This window comes from Rhodococcus sp. D-46 (assembly GCF_011290655.1).
Taxonomy (GTDB): domain Bacteria; phylum Actinomycetota; class Actinomycetes; order Mycobacteriales; family Mycobacteriaceae; genus Rhodococcus_F; species Rhodococcus_F qingshengii.
The window spans coordinates 1-15,818 of the sequence record NZ_JAANTF010000009.1; the positions used below are offsets into that span (position 1 = coordinate 1).

Below are 15,818 nucleotides of genomic sequence, written 5' to 3' on the forward strand. Positions count from 1 at the left end.
TCCGCATCGTCGTCGACTTACCGGCACCGTTCGGGCCCAGGAAGCCCGTCACGATGCCCGGCTTGACCGTGAACGACAAATCGTCCACCGCTTTCGTCGGTCCGTAAACCTTGGTCAATCCCCTCAGTTCAATCATGAGGAGAACTGTGCCCTACCGGCACTGACCAGCACATCGGTCCCGAGGATGACATGAACCCTGAGATGTGAATACGGCAGTTCAGGGAAAACCCTGTGCTCGACCGGAAGTCGGAACTGGCGCGGCATGCGGGTAGGGCGCATCGAAGTCGCCGTCGAACAATCGCCAGTAGAAGTCGTTCATCCTCGCAGCGACGGGCGCGTGCCGTGTCACGATCGCGGCCACCTCTGGTGTCACATCACATGGAATATGACCTGTGGCGCATCGTCGTACGTACTGGTTGCGGGCGACTGGTCCGCCGCTCGTCGGCCTCGGTACCCCGCAGACCTCGGTCACCAGCCAGTTGACCAGAAGCATGGCGGCGTAGTCGGCGTCATGAGTGGCGTGGCGCCGGACGAAGTCGTGCTCGGCAGTCGACAGGTCGAAGTGTGGGGATGTGGCCAGTCCGAAGTCGGTGAGATAGATCCGCTCCATGTCGGTGCGCATGTTGCCGAAATGTCCGTCCATGTGCAGCAACTGTCGATCGCGCAAGAACGCCACGATCTCCGAAAACTGTCGCTCGACTTCGGCAGCTTTGGCGGACGGGTTGTCTTCCAGCCAATTCGAGATCGGGTGTTCGATGTACTCGCAGAACAGTACGAGGCTGCACGGCGCAGCGGCAAGCGCTTCGAGACGGGTCCGCACTTCACGGCTGGCGCCGGCGGTGTGAACGGAATCGATGTCGGCGTGTTCGACCGCAACGGGCGAACGTCCGGGAAGTATCCGCCAGTGGTAAAGCATTGGGAACGACTGTGTTTCGCCGGCCAGAACGGCATCGGTGACCACGAGGTTCGCGGCCAGTTCTCGCCAGGCGTTGAAGCTTGGGCCACCAATGCCGTACTGGCAGAACGTCGGCAGATCGAAATGGTTGGAAGTAGAGCCCACCTCGGCGATTTCCCGCACGCTCAGTGGGATGCGTTTGGTGAATACCGGAACGCCGTTGAGCCTGTTGTCATAGACCCTGATCACTCCTGCGGCGCCACCTACGCCGACACTCGAGATTCGAACGGTGTCGACCAGTCGCGCCAGTTCGACATCGTTCTGGGAAGACAGGAACGCCGACAGCTTTCGGTGGCGTTCAATCCTGACGTCTGTCATTCCACGACTGTGCCACAGGCTCGTCCGGCTTCGATTTCGCGGAGCCGCCTGTCGAAGTCACCGATTCTGGCGGTGTCCTCGTAGTAGTCCTCTTGCTCGATGATCTTTCCCCACTTGGTCCGAACGAGAAGCACTGTTCGATTTCGATAGATGACGGCGCCGTCGGGGCCAAGGGCTCGGTCGTCGAAACGGGCGAGCAGGGTCATGCGCCAGAGCGGACCACCGAAATACGCTTCGGTGACCGCGCCTTGAAGCCCCGCATCGACAAATTCTTGGAGAAACGTCTCGATTCGGTCCCCATCGTTTCATCTTCGAAGCTTGTCGTGGCATCGATGCCCTGTCAACGAAATGCCCGGGTCTGCTGATATCTGACAGAGAATTGGATATTGACAGTGACTGTCACAATAGGTGAGACTCGCATTATCGAGAACGGCCGGATCTCGGCCGAGGCGGGAGGACGTTGCTGATGTCACTACGGGAGAGACAGCGGTTGCAGGTGCGAGCAGACATTCAACGTGCGGCATTCGATCTGTTCGCGCGTGACGGTTTCGAGGATGTGACCACCGAGCAGATTGCGGCGGCAGCGGGGGTATCGGCGAGTACGTACTTCCGGCACGTCCGTAACAAGGAGGATCTGCTGTTGGATCCGGTCAGGCAGGGCGGTGCCGGAATCGTGACGCTCCTCGAGGATCGCCCGGCATCCGAGTCGGCTGATCTTGCGATCTCGCGGGCAATCCTGGAACGCTCCAATGCTTTCGAGTCCTCGGAGATCGATCAGTGGCGAGCAGCGTTCCGCACCGCGCCGCACCTGATGGATCGAGTCGCCCTGATCGCGCCCGAGCATCGTGATCGGTTGGTCGAGTTGGTGGCACAACGGATGTACCTCGATCCGGAAAATGACAGCCGTCCAGGACTTCTCGTTCATTTGATGTTGGCAGCGGCGGAGTTCGGTTATCGGCAATGGATACGTAACCCTCACAAGCGCGGGGCATCACTTCCCGTGTGCGTCGAGGGGGCGCTCGACGCAGTTCGGGGATCCCGGTGGCACACGCAGGACGAAGATGACACGAAAGGTCGTGACCAGTGATGGACGAGAACTCTCAGGGCGCCGTGCCGCCCGTAGTAGATGTGCCCGTAGTGGATGTCGTTGTTGTCGGATCGGGGGCTGCCGGCATGTCTGCAGCCATCACCGCAGCCCGCAACGGACTCTCGACGATACTCGTGGAGAAGTCCGAATACTGGGGCGGTTCGTCGTCCCGGTCCGGGGGCGGCGTGTGGATTCCGGGAAACTCGATACTTCGCCGCGAGGCACCGAAAGATGATATCGACTCTGCGCGAACATATCTGAAGAGCATTGTCGGAGAGGATGCAGACGCCGACCGAATCGACACGTATCTCGATCGGGGTCCGGAAGCCCTCGATTTCCTGATTCGTCACTCTGCGTTGGAGCTCGAATGGGTGAAGGGTTACTCCGACTACTTTCCCGAGGCACCTGGCGGACGTGCAAGCGGCCGCTCGTGCGAGCCGCGCCCGTTCGACGCGCGAGCTCTGGGCGACGATCTTGCGACACTTCATCCGCCGTACATGAAGGTTCCGCTCAACATGGTTGTCCAACAATCTGATTACCGTTGGCTGAGCACGGGGATCCGGCATTGGCGGGGTCCGGTGCGGATGCTTCGGGTAGGAATGAGATCTCTGGCCGCAAGAGCTCGGAGGAAGAAGCTGATCGGGCTCGGGCCGGCGCTCATGGCCGAACTGATGCTCGGAGTTCGGGACGCCGGAGTGACGGTGGAGCTCGGGACGAGGCTTGTGGATTTGGTGACCGACAGTGATCGTGTCGTGGGTGTGCGACTCGAGTCCGGGGGAGTGCAGACCACCATGCACGCTCGATGCGGTGTCATCCTCGCGTGTGGCGGGTTCGACAACAACGACGACATGCGAGGCGAGTACCAGCGACGGCCGAGTAGCGCGCAGTGGACTCTCGGGGCACCGACCAATACCGGGGATGGCATCCGTGCAGCTCTACGCGTCGACGCCGCAATTTCGTACATGGACGACGCGTGGTGGGCCCCGTCGATTCCACTGCCCAAAGGCCCGTGGTTCGCCTTGGCGGAACGCTCGTTGCCTCGCAGCCTCATGGTCAACGCCAGCGGTCAGCGCTTCATGAACGAGTCACTTCCCTATGTCGAAGCGGCACACGCCATGTTCGGCGGAAAGTACGGCCGAGGTGAAGGACCCGCTGAGAACATCCCGGCTTGGCTGATCTTCGATCAGACGTACCGTGACCGTTACCTGTTCGCGGGGGTTCCGGCGCGCAGGCCGATACCTCGGTCGTGGATCGAATCGGGTGCGATTGTGCGAGCTGGATCGATTGCCGAACTCGCTGCCGAGATCGGAGTGCCGGGCGATGCGCTGTCCGCCACCATCACACGATTCAACAGTCACGCGCGCGACGGAGTCGATCGCGACTTCGGCCGTGGGACAAGCAGATACGACCACTACTACGGCGACTGCACCAACAAGCCCAACCCCAGCCTCGGAGAACTTACGAAGGGTCCGTTCTATGCCGCGAAGATGGTGCCTGGAGACCTGGGGACCAAAGGCGGCATCAACACGGACGCTCGCGCGCGAGCGTTGCGCGCCGACGGTTCGGTCATCGACGGGCTCTACGCGGCAGGTAACACCAGCTCGCCGGTGATGGGTCATACCTATGCCGGTCCAGGTGCAACTATCGGTCCCGCAATGGTTTTCGGATATCTGGCGGCGCTCGATGCGGTCGGTCGATCCCGTGACGGTAGTGAGCTCGAGACCGAAGGCAGGAATAATGGTTTGGCAGATCGTCGTGGGTAGGGTTCTCTTGACAGCGTGACCCACCTCAACATCGCCGACGTCGATTACTTTCTCCCTGATGGTCGGCAACTGCTCAGCGGTGTCAGCTTTCGGGTCGGCAACGGTGCAAAAACTGCACTGATCGGGCCCAACGGGACTGGTAAGACGACGTTGCTTCGCATTATCGCCGGAGACGCCGTCGCCGACGAGGGCGCTGTCACTCGATCCGGAACACTGGGCGTGATGCGGCAATTCGTCGGCCAGGTTCGCGACGAGTCCACCGTGCGCGATCTTCTGTTGTCCGTCTCGCCGGCACGGATCCGGGACGCAGCACTGGCGCTCGATACGGCAGAAAACGCGATGATCGAGCGCGACGAGGAATCAACTCAAATGAAGTATTCGCATGCGCTGGCCGATTGGGCCGACGTGGGCGGCTACGAGACCGAAGACTTCTGGGACAAGGTCACTACCGCGGCTCTCGGTGTTCCCTATGACCGTGCGAAGTGGCGCGCGGCCAACTCCCTCAGCGGTGGCGAGCAGAAACGGTTGGTTCTCGAAGCACTGTTCGCTGGGCCCGACGACGCACTCCTGCTGGACGAGCCGGACAACTACCTCGATGTTCCGGGCAAGCGATGGCTGGAAAAGACGATCTCGGAATCGTCGAAAGTGGTTTTGTTCGTCAGCCACGACCGCGAACTGATCGCCAACGCGGCCACCCACATCGTGACGCTCGAGCCCGGAATCAGCGGCGCAACGTCGTGGACCCACGGTGCTGGGCTGGCCAGCTACCACCAGGCCCGCGAGGATCGCAACGCTCGATTCGAAGAACTGCGTCGACGCTGGGACGAGGAGCACGCGAAACTGCGTGCCCTGGTTCTGCGATTGCGTGAAAAGGCCAAGTTCAACGACGGCGTCGCTGCGCGGTATCACGCCTCGCAAACGAGGTTGGCGAAGTTCGAGGAGGCAGGGCCACCCGAAGCGATTCCACTTCAGCAGAAGGTGACGGTTCGGTTGGCGGGCGGGCGAACCGCCAAGCGCGCGTTGGTATGTCAAGATCTCGAGCTGACCGGATTGATGAAGCCTTTCGACACCGAGATCTGGTACGGAGATCGGGTTGCCGTGCTGGGCTCCAATGGATCCGGAAAGTCGCATTTCCTTCGGCTCTTGGCGGGTGGGGGGACCGATCCGGGGAGCGAGCATCTGCCTGTCGAGGCGCTCGACATCGCGCCGGTCGAGCACGGGGGTACTGCGACGCTGGGTGCTCGGGTACGTCCCGGATTGTTTGCGCAGACACACTCCAGGCCCGATCTGACCGGAAACACGCTGCTCGAGATCCTGCACATGGGCGACGAACACCGCAGCGGAATGGGACGCGAAGCGGCGAGCCGCGCGCTGGACCGTTACGGATTGTCCCAGGCTGCGGAACAGAAGTACGACGACCTGTCCGGCGGTCAGCAGGCACGATTGCAGATCCTGCTCCTCGAGCTCTCCGGCGCCACGATGTTGTTGCTCGACGAACCGACCGACAACCTCGACCTTCATTCGGCTGACGCGCTCGAGCAGGGCATTGCTCAGTTTGCCGGCACGGTCATCTCGGTCACGCACGATCGCTGGTTCGCGCGCGGGTTCGACAGGTTCCTCGTCTTCGGATCGGATGGGAACGTGTACGAGAGCGAGTCGCCGGTGTGGGACGAGGCCAGGGTCGAACGAGCGCGCTGAGATCGAGCAGCCACTCCCTACCTGGTGAGAGGCGGCAGCTCGTTGATCATCGCGCGAAGGAGGCCCGGATCGCTGCGATCCGATCGAGGCGGGGGACAGCGCGAAAGATCGAGCTGTGTCGGAAAGCGCCACACAACGCGACCTGGATCTACCCTGTTCACTGCCGAGTACCAGTGGGTGAGGGGCTCGGCGAGCGCCGCGTGAAGCTCGAAATGCCGTCGGCGGCGGCTGGGGTCTCCTTCGCGCTGAAGTAGAAGCTGCTCCGGTGACGGTATCGAGATGACGGTCAGATCCGCGAAACCCAGTTCGAGGTGCTCGAAAGCTGTCTCGACTGCCGCGAGCTCGTACTCGAATCGCTCCCGAGGTGCTGCGCCCACTGCAGCGAGACACCAGCTGTAGTGCAGTTTCAGCGGGTCGCTGTCGCAGAGCGCGATACCGGTTCTCGCTTCGAGATCTTCCGCTTGCGACCATCGCTTCGAATTGACCGTTGTCCAGTAACTTGCCTGAAGGTCGAGATCCGTACCGTCCGGCTCGAACCCGGTGGGCTGATACTCGGCGACGAATCTCTCCGCCGCGGATTCGCCACCGAGTTGGGTTCGGCACCAGGTGGTCTTGCCGGCGGCGCTGGGTCCTTCTACTGCGATGATCACCAGTCCATTCTCCATAATGATTGGGGCGGTTGGTTTTTCCCGTTGCCAGGAATCACTTAACATCCCCAGGATCCTCGTTGGCGGTCCGACACGGCCTGTTTCGGTGTGGTGGGTCACAAAATCACCGTGACGGTTGCCACATAACGGACGGATAACGATCGGTATGGTTGAAGCTCGAATCAATTAGTTGACCTGTGGTTATTGCTCGAGTTTCGACTGAGTCTGGTACAGCAGTGCCGGAAAACTGCCCCGTGACCAATCCGTGACCATCACCTACGGTCGTTGACAGCCCGAAACTACCGGGCAAACACCGACCCGCAACTGCGTGCTTCTGCCCCGCGGGTCCGGTACTCCCGAAACCTTCGCGGGGCAGGAGTGAAACAGACGAGTCGATCGACGAGACGTGAAAGCGTCCGGGCCGACCTCGTCCGCGGTAGCGGAGAGGATTTACCCAATGACCAGCATCACCTTCAAGCGCGCCCTCGGCGCAGTTGCAACCGCAGGCGCAGTCGTCGCGATCCCGCTCGCCATGAGCACCGGCACCGCTTCGGCAGCCGGCCACGACTGGTCCGGAGTCGCAAACTGCGAGTCCTCCGGTAACTGGGCCGCCAACACCGGAAACGGCTTCTACGGTGGTCTGCAGTTCACGCAGAGCACCTGGAACGCATTCGGTGGATCGGGCAACGCTGCCAACGCCAGCCAGGCCGAGCAGATCCGTGTCGCCGAGAACGTTCTCGCAGGCCAGGGCGTCGGCGCATGGCCCGTCTGCGGTCAGTACCTGACCACCGGCACCACCGCAGGCAACTACGAGGCCGCAGCCGCCCCCGTCACCGCTGAGGCTTCCGTCGAGTCGGCTCCGGCAGCAAGCACCGGAAGCGGCAACTACGTGGTCAAGGCAGGCGACACCCTGTCGAAGATCGCTGCTGCACACGGCATCTCGCTCGAGAACCTCGCCAGCCAGGTTCCGAACATCAACCTGATCTTCCCGGGACAGTCCCTCTCGGTCTAGTCTCGTGGCCGTTTAGGTCCTCAATGCGTCGAAATTGTCCGGAGCTGATGCAGCCCCGGACAATTTCGGCGTTTCTGCGTTCGCAATGAGCGTTGCCGCTTCCGTATGGATGGGGTCAAGATCCTGGCGCCACCCAAGAATGTGCAGCGCCGACCCGGCGATGACAGCTGCGTCGGGAATCGGGGTGCCTTCGAGCGCGTCGGCTCGCGCGCTGATCACGCTTTCTACCAGGCGAAACGGAAGCTCGGCCAGGTGCGTTGATGATGGATCGTCAATCGCGTCGAGCACATCCTGGGCGAGTGCCCGGTATTGCTCGCGAAGCCGATCGCGATCGGCTCGGAACGACATGAACCTGTCACTTCTCAGTTCCGGTAAGAGATAAAGGACGCCGAGGTTCCACCGTCCGGTGATCAGTTGGGCCGCGTCGATGTACGAAAGTGCGTACAGCTTGACCTCGGGTGCGGTGTCGAGTGGCCTGAGATTCTCCGCGAAGTCGAGCGCCGGCGTCACGGTGTCGGCGAGCAGTGCAACCAGGATGTCGTCCTTGGTGGCGAAATGGTTGTACAGCGACGCCTGACGCATTCCGACTGCTTCGGCGATGTGGCGTGTGGACGTCGCGGCGAAGCCTCGGGTGGTGAACAGTTCAGCGGCTGCATCCAAGATCTCCGCCCGGGCAGTGCCACCCGGGCGTCGGCGAGCGGTCAGGCGGGGTCGTCCGGGGCCGGCGTTGGTCACGCCTTCCATAGTGGCAGGCTGCGGCCTTACGTGCGGGATGGCCGCCGCTGTGAGCATTCGGTCACGTGCTCGAAACGTACTCAACGAGCCTGTTACAGAATCAGGCGAATCGTATACGCGGGCGTCACCTGCGGCGAGTGGATTTCGCGAAAACTATCAATCGACAGTTATTCGCCTCTGAATCGCCTCGCCGAAGGAGTACGCCGTTGAGTGCAACCACCCCGGCTGCGCAGCCCACCACCGCATCCGCACTCGCCTCTTCGCCTCACGACGACGGTGACCTCGCGGAGTTCGGCTACGAGCAGCAGCTGCATCGATCGCTGGGAAAGTTCGCGTCTTTCGCCGCGGGCTTCTCCTTCGTCTCCATCCTCACCACGATCTTCCAATTGTTCGGCCTCGGTTTCGGTTTCGCGGGTCCGGCATTCTTCTGGACGTGGCCGGTCGTCTTCATCGGTCAGTTCATGGTCGCTCTGAACTTCGCGGAACTTGCTGCCAGATATCCGATTTCGGGTGCCATCTACCAGTGGTCGCGGCGGATGGGTGGTGAGATCGTCGGCTGGTTCGCCGGTTGGTTCATGATTCTCGCTCAGATCGTCACTGCATCGGCCGCCGCGATCGCCTTGCAGGTCGTGCTCCCCAATGTGTGGAGCGGGTTCCAGATCATCGGCGAGGACAGCGCACTCACCTCATCGAGTGGTGCCGCCAACGCCGTGCTGCTCGGATCGGTACTTCTGGTTCTGACCACCATTATCAACTGCATCGGCGTCAACTGGATGTCGCGTATCAACAACATCGGCGTGACCTGCGAAATCGTCGGTGTCATCGCAGTGATTGGGATGTTCTTCACCCACGCTCAGCGCGGACCGGACGTCGTCTTCGACACCGGCAGTGCCGGCGGTCAGCCCGGATACGCCTGGGCGTGGATCATGTCCGGACTGATGGCTGCTTACGTCATGGTCGGCTTCGGTTCGGCAGGCGAACTGGCCGAGGAGACCCGCAACCCCCGACGCGTCGCACCTCGTACGATCCGGCTTGCACTGTCCGCTTCCGCGCTCGGCGGCGGCTTGATGATCCTCGGCGCGTTGATGGCAGCGCCCTCACTCACCGACGGACGCCTGGCCACGGAAGGTTTGCCGTACGTACTGACATCGATTCTCAGTTCCCCGTGGGGCACGGTCTTGTTGATCGACGTCTCGATCGCAGTGTTCGTGTGCACCTTGGCCATTCAGACTGCTGCTTCACGGCTGATGTTCTCGATGGCCCGCGACGGGCGGCTTCCTGCCTCGCAGGTACTGGCAAAGGTCAACCCCCGCACCGGAACACCTATCGCGCCGTCCGTCCTCATCGGTCTGGTCTGCATTGCCGTCCTGGCCGTCAACGTGGGCAACTCGGCAATTTTTGCAACCCTGTCCAGCGTATGCATCATCTTGATCTACTTGGCCTACCTCATGGTGACCGTGCCGCTGCTGGTTCAGCGTCTCAAGGGATGGCCTCGCACGGCAGTCGGCCCCAAGTTCGACGCCGAAGGCAAAAAGCTTTTCTCCCTGGGCGTCTGGGGAATTCCGGTCAACATCGCCGCGGTTGTGTACGGCGCGCTGATGGTGATCAACCTGTCCTGGCCACGAGCCGAGATCTTCAACCCCACCGGGGAGTACCCCATTCTGCAGTGGGCCGCGCCCATCACGGTAGCGCTGGTCGTGGGGCTGGGAGTCGCTTGCTTCCCACGTGGCCGCGCCACCCCGAATCCCGTCACGATCGGAGCCTGACCATGAGTACTCAGACCACCGCCGGAGCGCGCGAGCATGCCCGGTCTCAAGCTGGAACGATCACCGATTCCATGCCCGTATTGCCGGCAACGCGTTGGCCGAACCCACCCGAAGACGTCGCTCCCGAACGTCTGACCTGGGCTGAGACAGTGCCGGGTGGGCGGTACACGACCAAGGTTCTCGCACGTGGAACCCGATTGCGACTTCGCGACATCGCTGGCAGCGCCTGCGCAAACATCTTGCTCTATCGCGCCGACGCCCCCTGGGAGCGTCTCAACGTCGCCGATACCGTCAAGGTGCCATGGCAGGCCTATCTCGGCGTCGGGCACCCGTTGCTCTCCGATCAGGGGCGAGTACTTGCGACCGTGGTCGCAGACACGTCGGGTCACCACGACGCGTTCTGCGGAACGACGTCACGCGCCACCAACGAGGCGAAGTACGGGCAGGGCTCGCTGCACAGTGCCTCACCCGCCGGGCGTGAACTGTTCACCGTCGCTGCCGCGAAGAACGGACTCGGGCCGCAGGACATTGCGCCTCCGTTGTCCTTCTTCCACGGTGTCCGCGTCGAGGCGGACGGCGCTCTCACCAGTACGGGGTCCGCCGGCTCAGGCGCAACGGTCGACCTTCTGATTCACCTGCCCGTCATCGTGATGATCGCCAACACCGCGCACCCACTCGATCCGGCGCCGCAGTTTCCCACCACGTCCCTCGAAGTGCTCGCGTGGAAGGCCGCCGACGAACTCGGCAGCCTTGACGATCTCGGGCCGGAATACCAACGCGCAGTGCTCAATACCGAAGATGCCTGGACGGCTTCGAACCTGGAGGAGATCGCATGACCACCACCTTGGATGTCCCCGCCCTCGTTCCCGGAACGGTGATCCTCGACGAGATTGCTGACGCATTCGGGCCGTGGTCCGCAGTTGTCCGTGCCGGTGACGTTCTGACCATCGTCGATCTACACGGAAATCAAGCCGTCGACACCCTCGTCTACGCCGGTGACGATCACAGCGTTCGGTACTCGGCAGCAGCGACGGTCACAGCCCAGAAGAACCTGTTTCTGTCCACAGGCTCCGTGCTCCGCAGTGACGACGGAACTCCACTCATGACCCTGGTCGCAGACGAGGTCGGAAACCACGACACCGTCGGCGGCGCGTGCTCACAGGAATCGAACACCCTGCGATACGGCCACCACACCAAGCATCAGCACGCGTGCGTCGAGAACTTCCTCGTCGAGGGCGCAAAATGGGGGCTCGGTAAGCGGGACCTGGTGTCCAACATCAACTTCTTCATGAACGTCCCGGTCGACCCCGACGGCACACTCGGAATCGTCGACGGACTGTCGGCACCAGGCAAGCGGCTCGCGTTGCGTGCCGAACGTGACGTGCTCGTCCTCGTGTCCAACTGCCCGCAGATCAACAACCCGTGCAACGGCTTCGATCCCACGGCCGTCCGCATGATCGTCACACGGCCGGGAGCAGACGAATGAACGCAAAACTGACCATCGTGCGTCCCGGAATGCTGACGACGGTTCAGGACTATCCAGGACGCGTCGGATACTGGCAGATCGGAGTCCCACCATCGGGCCCGATGGACGACCTGTCGTTTCGGTTGGGAAACACCGCACTCGGAAACCCCGAAGGCGCCCCCGGCATCGAATGCGCGATGGCCGGACCTGCCATGACGTTCGACGAAGACACCACGGTCTGCATCACAGGTGCCCCGGTGTCGGTGACCGTCGACGGCGTCGTACACGGTCAGTGGCGACCAGTTTTCGTCCCCGCTGGATCGGTGCTCGACGTCGGAACGGTCAGCGGCCCGGGACTGCGCATCTACGTACTCGTACAGGGCGGAATCGAGACCGACGACTATCTCGGCAGTGCGTCGACCTTCACCCTGGGCAGGTTCGGGGGACACGAAGGTAGGACTCTGCGGGCAGGAGACGTTCTCAAACTCGGACAGGCGACCGGGGTCGCGGGAGCTGTTCCCGCCGAGCATGTTCCGGCGATACACACGTGCTGGGAACTTGCGGTGACCGAGGGCCCGCACGGGGCGCCGGAGTTCTTCACCCGCTCCGACATCGACACGCTGTACGCGACCGAGTACGAGGTCCACTTCAACTCCGACCGCACCGGTGTCCGGTTGATAGGTCCGAAACCAGACTGGGCCAGAACCACCGGCGGCGAAGCCGGACTTCACCCTTCGAACATCCACGACAACGCGTATTCGATCGGTGCACTCGACTTCACCGGCGACACGCCCATCCTCCTCGGACCCGACGGACCGAGCCTCGGCGGCTTCGTCTGCCCGATCACGGTGGTGTCCGCTGATCGCTGGAAGCTCGGACAGTTGGCTCCCGGGAACAAGATTCGCTTCGTGCCGGTCCGCGCCGAACGGGCAGCCTCCCGGCGTGACCTCGGAGTATCGCGTCGAGCCTCCAATTCGGTTGTTCATTCCTCCGGTGGTGACGGCGACGACGGCGTCATAGCCCGTCGTGACGGCGACACCGTGGTCACGTACCGGCGCTCAGGCGATGACAACGTGTTGGTCGAATACGGCGACATGAATCTCGACCTGGCGTTACGTGCGCGTGCTCATGCACTGCATCAGCGACTCGACGCCGAGAAGCCGGCCGGACTACTCGATCTCACCCCGGGAATCCGCAGCCTGCAGGTCCGCGTCGACCCGGACGTGCTGCCCGTCGGCAAACTGATGGGAATGCTCACCGAGGCGGAGGACACCTTGCCGGCGGCCAACGAACTCGTTGTGCCCAGTCGCACTGTGCGGATGCCACTGTCGTGGGACGACCCGGCAACGCGCGAAGCGATCCAGCGGTACATGCACGGGGTTCGCGCCGACGCGCCGTGGTGCCCGTGGAACATCGAGTTCATCCGCCGGATGAACGGTCTCGAATCCGTGAACGACGTGTTCGACACCGTCTTCGGCGCCGAATACATGGTGCTCGGACTCGGTGACGTCTACCTCGGAGCGCCGGTCGCGACGCCGCTCGATCCGCGTCATCGTCTGGTCACGACCAAGTACAACCCCGCCCGCACCTGGACCCCCGAAAACGCCGTCGGGATCGGTGGGGCGTACCTCTGCATCTACGGCATGGAAGGCCCAGGCGGGTACCAGTTCGTCGGACGTACGACGCAGGTGTGGAATCACCGCCACCCCGCGAAGTCCGGGCCGTTCGAGGAGGGCACTCCGTGGTTGCTGCGATTCTTCGACCGGATCTCCTGGTACCCCGTCGAGCCGGAAGAGTTGATGGATCTGCGCGCGGACACCGCCGCCGGCCGCGGCGGGGGCGTCGAGATCGAGGACGGCAGCTTCTCGCTGGCCGAGCATCAGGAGTTCCTCGCGTCGAACTCGCGCTCGATCGAGGAGTTCCGCGCGATGCAGTCCGTCGCGTTCGGGGCCGAGCGTCAGCGCTGGTCCGACGCAGGAGAGTTCGCGCTGCCCGGTTGATGGTCGAGTGAGCACAGTCGTCTTAGAGTGAGCACCGCTTCCAGAGTGTCGGAAGCGGTGCTCACTCAGCAGTAGCGGTGTTCAGTCCGCCTGGAACGGGCAGCAGATGTCTGCGTCAGCGAGTCAACGCGCGATTGAACAGATCGATGAACGGGCGAGGCGACGGGGTTCCGGTGGGCCGGAAAGGCGCAGAATCCCTCGACGCGGATACCCACTCGGTTCTGCTCACCCGCGACAAGTCGAGCTGATACCGGGTGTCGGCGGCGAGTCGGTGCAGGAAGAGGGTTCCGGTTCGCCCGTTTCCTTCCCGAAACGGGTGGGCATGATTGAGCGTCGAGTACACCGATGCGAGCGCGAACGACGCAGCGCCGTGATCGAGTGCTACCCAATCGACGGCGGCGATGATCTCTTCGACCTCGGACAGGTAGTTCCGAATCGCCGAGACCGGAGCAAACGTTGCCGCACCTTTCCTGATGTCGACGGTTCTGATGTGTCCGGCCCACTGGTACAGATCTTGGAAAACGTGCTGGTGAAGTAGGAGAAGTTCGGCTGTGTCTCGCGTGTGCGGTACGAGGTCGCTGCCGAGATGCGCCTCACCCAGACGAAGCGCGGTCGCCGCGAACTCGAGTGATTGCAGTGCGGCGGGATCTCGTACGTCGAAATTGTTCGCGAGCACCGATGTACCGCGATAGACGTACGGCGCTGATCTTCGCCAGCGGATCCGCGGGGGAATCGCAGACGAGAGGCCGACGGCTCGCGCCAATTCCTGCTCGAAATACTCACGCCGAGAAAGCATCCCGATCATCACGGCCTCGAGTTCCGCGATCTGTTCATCGCTCGGATCCCAGCCTTCGAGGCGCTCCGCCGCCAGAACCTGTTCGAGCGCAGTGCGATTCACGGATCGATGTCGGGTAGCGCCGACGCGGACGCGGCATATTCGAGTCGTCGTTGCACACCTGCGACCTCGCGCACTGCATTGCTCAGCAAGCTCCGCGAGAGCGGAGTGAGTTCGGAGATCACGACTTCGTCGGTCGGTGGCCGACCTGCCGCGAACTGATCGGTCTGGTGGCGGACACGAATCTGCTGCAACACCTCGAAAGATTCGATCAGTACCTGGGCGTCGTCGTCGAGTAGGAAACCGCTTCCCGCTGCAGCCTTGAGGCGTTCGAGTGTCGAACTCGTGCGGGCGCCCACGGAAATCCCCGCCCAACGAGCGATGTTCACGATCGGTTGGACGGCGCTGGCTTTGAGGTCGACGGTTCCGGTCCGACGCGTCATCACGTCCTTGAACGAATGGAGCTTTGCCTTGTCTCCGACGGCTTCGCGAAGGAGCAGTCGCATGACGGCCGGGTGCAGTCGCAGTTGATCCAACGCCGCAGGGCGAGGATCCAACGCCGGATCGCCCGCGACGACACGGGCATCCGCCAGCATCGACAACATGACCAGGGCCTGGTCCTGGTACGGATTGGATACCCATTTCCGCAGCGCAGTGCGCCATTGTGGGAGCGTCCGAGCGAACCTGGCCTGGGTCGCGACGGCGTTCTTGGTGTCGCGAGGGAACCCGCAGAGATCGAGGATGTCGTGGATCGTCTTCGCGGCGTCGGCTCCCTCGTGATGAGATTCGCCGCCCCACACCAGCGCACTGTCGATATCCGAAGAGGGGAGCGCTTCACGTCTGGCGACGCTGCCGAGCGACAGCCACGCGAAATCCGGTCGCTCGTCTCCGTCCACCACCAATTCGATGGCGCGCCTGACCGTCACGTCGATCAGCACCGCCAGCGTCGCACCGATGTCGAGCGGTGAGACCCGTGACGCCACCAATTCCGTCACCAGAACAGGGACCGCGCGGGCTGTTTCGACGAGGTGGGCGTCATCCTGTGCTGTGGCGAGCGCTGCGCGCAGTTCGAAACCCTGATTGGTGGCCGAAGTCAGGAGGTCGCTGAGTTCGAGCACGCCCATCAGTGCGCCTGCCTCGGTCACGACCGGGAGATGGCGCAATCCGTACTCGAGCATGTCGGTCACGGCGTCGGCGCCCAATCGATCCGGATCGACTGTCACTGCTGACGGCGTCATCACCGTTGATACCGGCTGATTGCTGTCGATACCACCGACTACCACACGAGCACGTAGGTCACCTTCGGTGAAGATTCCGAAACCGGTTGTCTCCGTCGGGATCACAACAGCGCGGCGGCCCGCGTCGGTCATCAACTTCGCGGCCTCGCGGATGGTTGCTCGGCCATCGCAGACAATTGCGGGCCCGCGCAACAGGTCTCGCACCCGGCGCATGGCGGGACTCTGCATGCCTTGCCCCGTCGAGTGCCCCGTCATGGGGTCATTGTCGCAGGTGTGTCCGGTTCAGGCAGCGGAGGGTG

15 protein-coding genes are annotated in these 15,818 nt (G+C 62.7%); 8 read left to right on the forward strand and 7 right to left on the reverse strand.

All coding sequences use genetic code 11. The annotated features are described in order from the left end of the window. The 3 genes from G9U53_RS23010 to G9U53_RS23020 all read right to left on the reverse strand — a co-directional run. Positions 1-136, reverse strand: a 136-nt coding sequence (locus tag G9U53_RS23010; RefSeq protein ID WP_124567042.1) for an ATP-binding cassette domain-containing protein, incomplete at its 3' end; no start/stop codon positions are given. An 81-nt stretch (positions 137-217) separates the two neighbouring features. Next, positions 218-1,273 (reverse strand): serine/threonine protein phosphatase, encoded by a 1,056-nt coding sequence (locus G9U53_RS23015; protein ID WP_165639239.1) that lies wholly within the window; start codon positions 1,271-1,273, stop codon positions 218-220. Beyond that, positions 1,270-1,479: a hypothetical protein gene (locus tag G9U53_RS23020; RefSeq protein ID WP_007728109.1), complete on the reverse strand. Its 210-nt coding sequence runs from the start codon at positions 1,477-1,479 to the stop codon at positions 1,270-1,272. Before G9U53_RS23020 ends, G9U53_RS23015 begins: the two co-directional genes overlap by 4 nt. Positions 1,480-1,739: 260 nt before the next feature. On the opposite strand from G9U53_RS23020, the gene G9U53_RS23025 reads away from it, so the two are divergent. Genes G9U53_RS23025 through G9U53_RS23035 form a run of 3 tightly spaced genes read left to right on the forward strand, consistent with a single transcriptional unit; the run spans position 1,740 to position 5,821 of the window. Beyond that, on the forward strand, positions 1,740-2,360 hold the full coding sequence (locus G9U53_RS23025; RefSeq protein ID WP_030536452.1) for a TetR/AcrR family transcriptional regulator: 621 nt from the start codon (positions 1,740-1,742) through the stop codon (positions 2,358-2,360). Next, a complete protein-coding gene (kstD, locus tag G9U53_RS23030; RefSeq protein ID WP_165639240.1) occupies positions 2,360-4,123 on the forward strand; it encodes a 3-oxosteroid 1-dehydrogenase in 1,764 nt (587 codons plus the stop codon). Before G9U53_RS23025 ends, kstD begins: the two co-directional genes overlap by 1 nt. 15 nt (positions 4,124-4,138) lie before the next feature. Then, positions 4,139-5,821, forward strand: coding sequence for an ATP-binding cassette domain-containing protein (locus G9U53_RS23035; protein WP_050656324.1), 1,683 nt, complete (start codon positions 4,139-4,141; stop codon positions 5,819-5,821). Positions 5,822-5,838: 17 nt separating this feature from the next. Here G9U53_RS23035 and G9U53_RS23040 read toward each other — a convergent pair whose 3' ends face one another. After that, positions 5,839-6,486, reverse strand: a complete 648-nt coding sequence (locus G9U53_RS23040; protein WP_165639241.1) for a hypothetical protein — start codon at positions 6,484-6,486, stop codon at positions 5,839-5,841. Between the two features lie 439 nt (positions 6,487-6,925). Here G9U53_RS23040 and G9U53_RS23045 point away from each other — a divergent pair, with 439 nt between their 5' ends. After that, positions 6,926-7,480: a transglycosylase family protein gene (locus tag G9U53_RS23045; protein ID WP_003944949.1), complete on the forward strand. Its 555-nt coding sequence runs from the start codon at positions 6,926-6,928 to the stop codon at positions 7,478-7,480. A gap of 12 nt (positions 7,481-7,492) precedes the next feature. Here the strand turns inward: G9U53_RS23045 and G9U53_RS23050 are convergent, their stop codons facing one another. Further along, positions 7,493-8,224: a TetR/AcrR family transcriptional regulator gene (locus tag G9U53_RS23050; protein WP_003944898.1), complete on the reverse strand. Its 732-nt coding sequence runs from the start codon at positions 8,222-8,224 to the stop codon at positions 7,493-7,495. Positions 8,225-8,421: 197 nt separating this feature from the next. Here G9U53_RS23050 and G9U53_RS23055 point away from each other — a divergent pair, with 197 nt between their 5' ends. Genes G9U53_RS23055 through G9U53_RS23070 form a run of 4 tightly spaced genes read left to right on the forward strand, consistent with a single transcriptional unit; the run spans position 8,422 to position 13,446 of the window. Next, complete coding sequence (locus G9U53_RS23055; protein WP_165639242.1) at positions 8,422-9,981, forward strand: amino acid permease; 1,560 nt, start codon at positions 8,422-8,424, stop codon at positions 9,979-9,981. A 2-nt stretch (positions 9,982-9,983) separates the two neighbouring features. Next, the gene (locus tag G9U53_RS23060; RefSeq protein WP_047270362.1) at positions 9,984-10,817 is read left to right on the forward strand and encodes an urea amidolyase associated protein UAAP1; all 834 of its coding nucleotides are present in this window, start codon (positions 9,984-9,986) and stop codon (positions 10,815-10,817) included. Beyond that, positions 10,814-11,467, forward strand: coding sequence for an urea amidolyase associated protein UAAP2 (locus G9U53_RS23065; protein ID WP_007728099.1), 654 nt, complete (start codon positions 10,814-10,816; stop codon positions 11,465-11,467). Before G9U53_RS23060 ends, G9U53_RS23065 begins: the two co-directional genes overlap by 4 nt. Continuing rightward, on the forward strand, positions 11,464-13,446 hold the full coding sequence (locus G9U53_RS23070) for a 5-oxoprolinase/urea amidolyase family protein (protein ID WP_165639243.1): 1,983 nt from the start codon (positions 11,464-11,466) through the stop codon (positions 13,444-13,446). Before G9U53_RS23065 ends, G9U53_RS23070 begins: the two co-directional genes overlap by 4 nt. Before the next feature lie 115 nt (positions 13,447-13,561). On the opposite strand, the gene G9U53_RS23075 is transcribed toward G9U53_RS23070, so the two are convergent. Both G9U53_RS23075 and G9U53_RS23080 read right to left on the reverse strand, forming a co-directional pair. After that, entirely contained in the window at positions 13,562-14,344 is a 783-nt protein-coding gene (locus G9U53_RS23075) for a Fic family protein (RefSeq protein ID WP_075833101.1), read from the reverse strand. Continuing rightward, a complete protein-coding gene (locus G9U53_RS23080) occupies positions 14,341-15,774 on the reverse strand; it encodes a putative nucleotidyltransferase substrate binding domain-containing protein (protein WP_231915016.1) in 1,434 nt (477 codons plus the stop codon). The genes G9U53_RS23075 and G9U53_RS23080 overlap by 4 nt, the downstream gene beginning before the upstream one ends. Positions 15,775-15,818 lie beyond the last annotated feature (44 nt).

What these genes read in the sequence shown, in the direction of transcription:
- G9U53_RS23065 (WP_007728099.1), top strand. Translation starts at nt 10,814, where the DNA reads ATGACCACCACCTTGGATGTCCCCGCCCTCGTTCCCGGAACGGTGATC.
- kstD (WP_165639240.1), top strand. Translation starts at nt 2,360, where the DNA reads ATGGACGAGAACTCTCAGGGCGCCGTGCCGCCCGTAGTAGATGTGCCC.
- G9U53_RS23070 (WP_165639243.1), top strand. Translation starts at nt 11,464, where the DNA reads ATGAACGCAAAACTGACCATCGTGCGTCCCGGAATGCTGACGACGGTT.
- G9U53_RS23045 (WP_003944949.1), top strand. Translation starts at nt 6,926, where the DNA reads ATGACCAGCATCACCTTCAAGCGCGCCCTCGGCGCAGTTGCAACCGCA.
- G9U53_RS23015 (WP_165639239.1), bottom strand. Translation starts at nt 1,273, where the DNA reads ATGACAGACGTCAGGATTGAACGCCACCGAAAGCTGTCGGCGTTCCTG.
- G9U53_RS23040 (WP_165639241.1), bottom strand. Translation starts at nt 6,486, where the DNA reads ATGGAGAATGGACTGGTGATCATCGCAGTAGAAGGACCCAGCGCCGCC.
- G9U53_RS23060 (WP_047270362.1), top strand. Translation starts at nt 9,984, where the DNA reads ATGAGTACTCAGACCACCGCCGGAGCGCGCGAGCATGCCCGGTCTCAA.
- G9U53_RS23025 (WP_030536452.1), top strand. Translation starts at nt 1,740, where the DNA reads ATGTCACTACGGGAGAGACAGCGGTTGCAGGTGCGAGCAGACATTCAA.
- G9U53_RS23050 (WP_003944898.1), bottom strand. Translation starts at nt 8,224, where the DNA reads ATGGAAGGCGTGACCAACGCCGGCCCCGGACGACCCCGCCTGACCGCT.
- G9U53_RS23080 (WP_231915016.1), bottom strand. Translation starts at nt 15,774, where the DNA reads ATGACGGGGCACTCGACGGGGCAAGGCATGCAGAGTCCCGCCATGCGC.
- G9U53_RS23020 (WP_007728109.1), bottom strand. Translation starts at nt 1,479, where the DNA reads ATGACCCTGCTCGCCCGTTTCGACGACCGAGCCCTTGGCCCCGACGGC.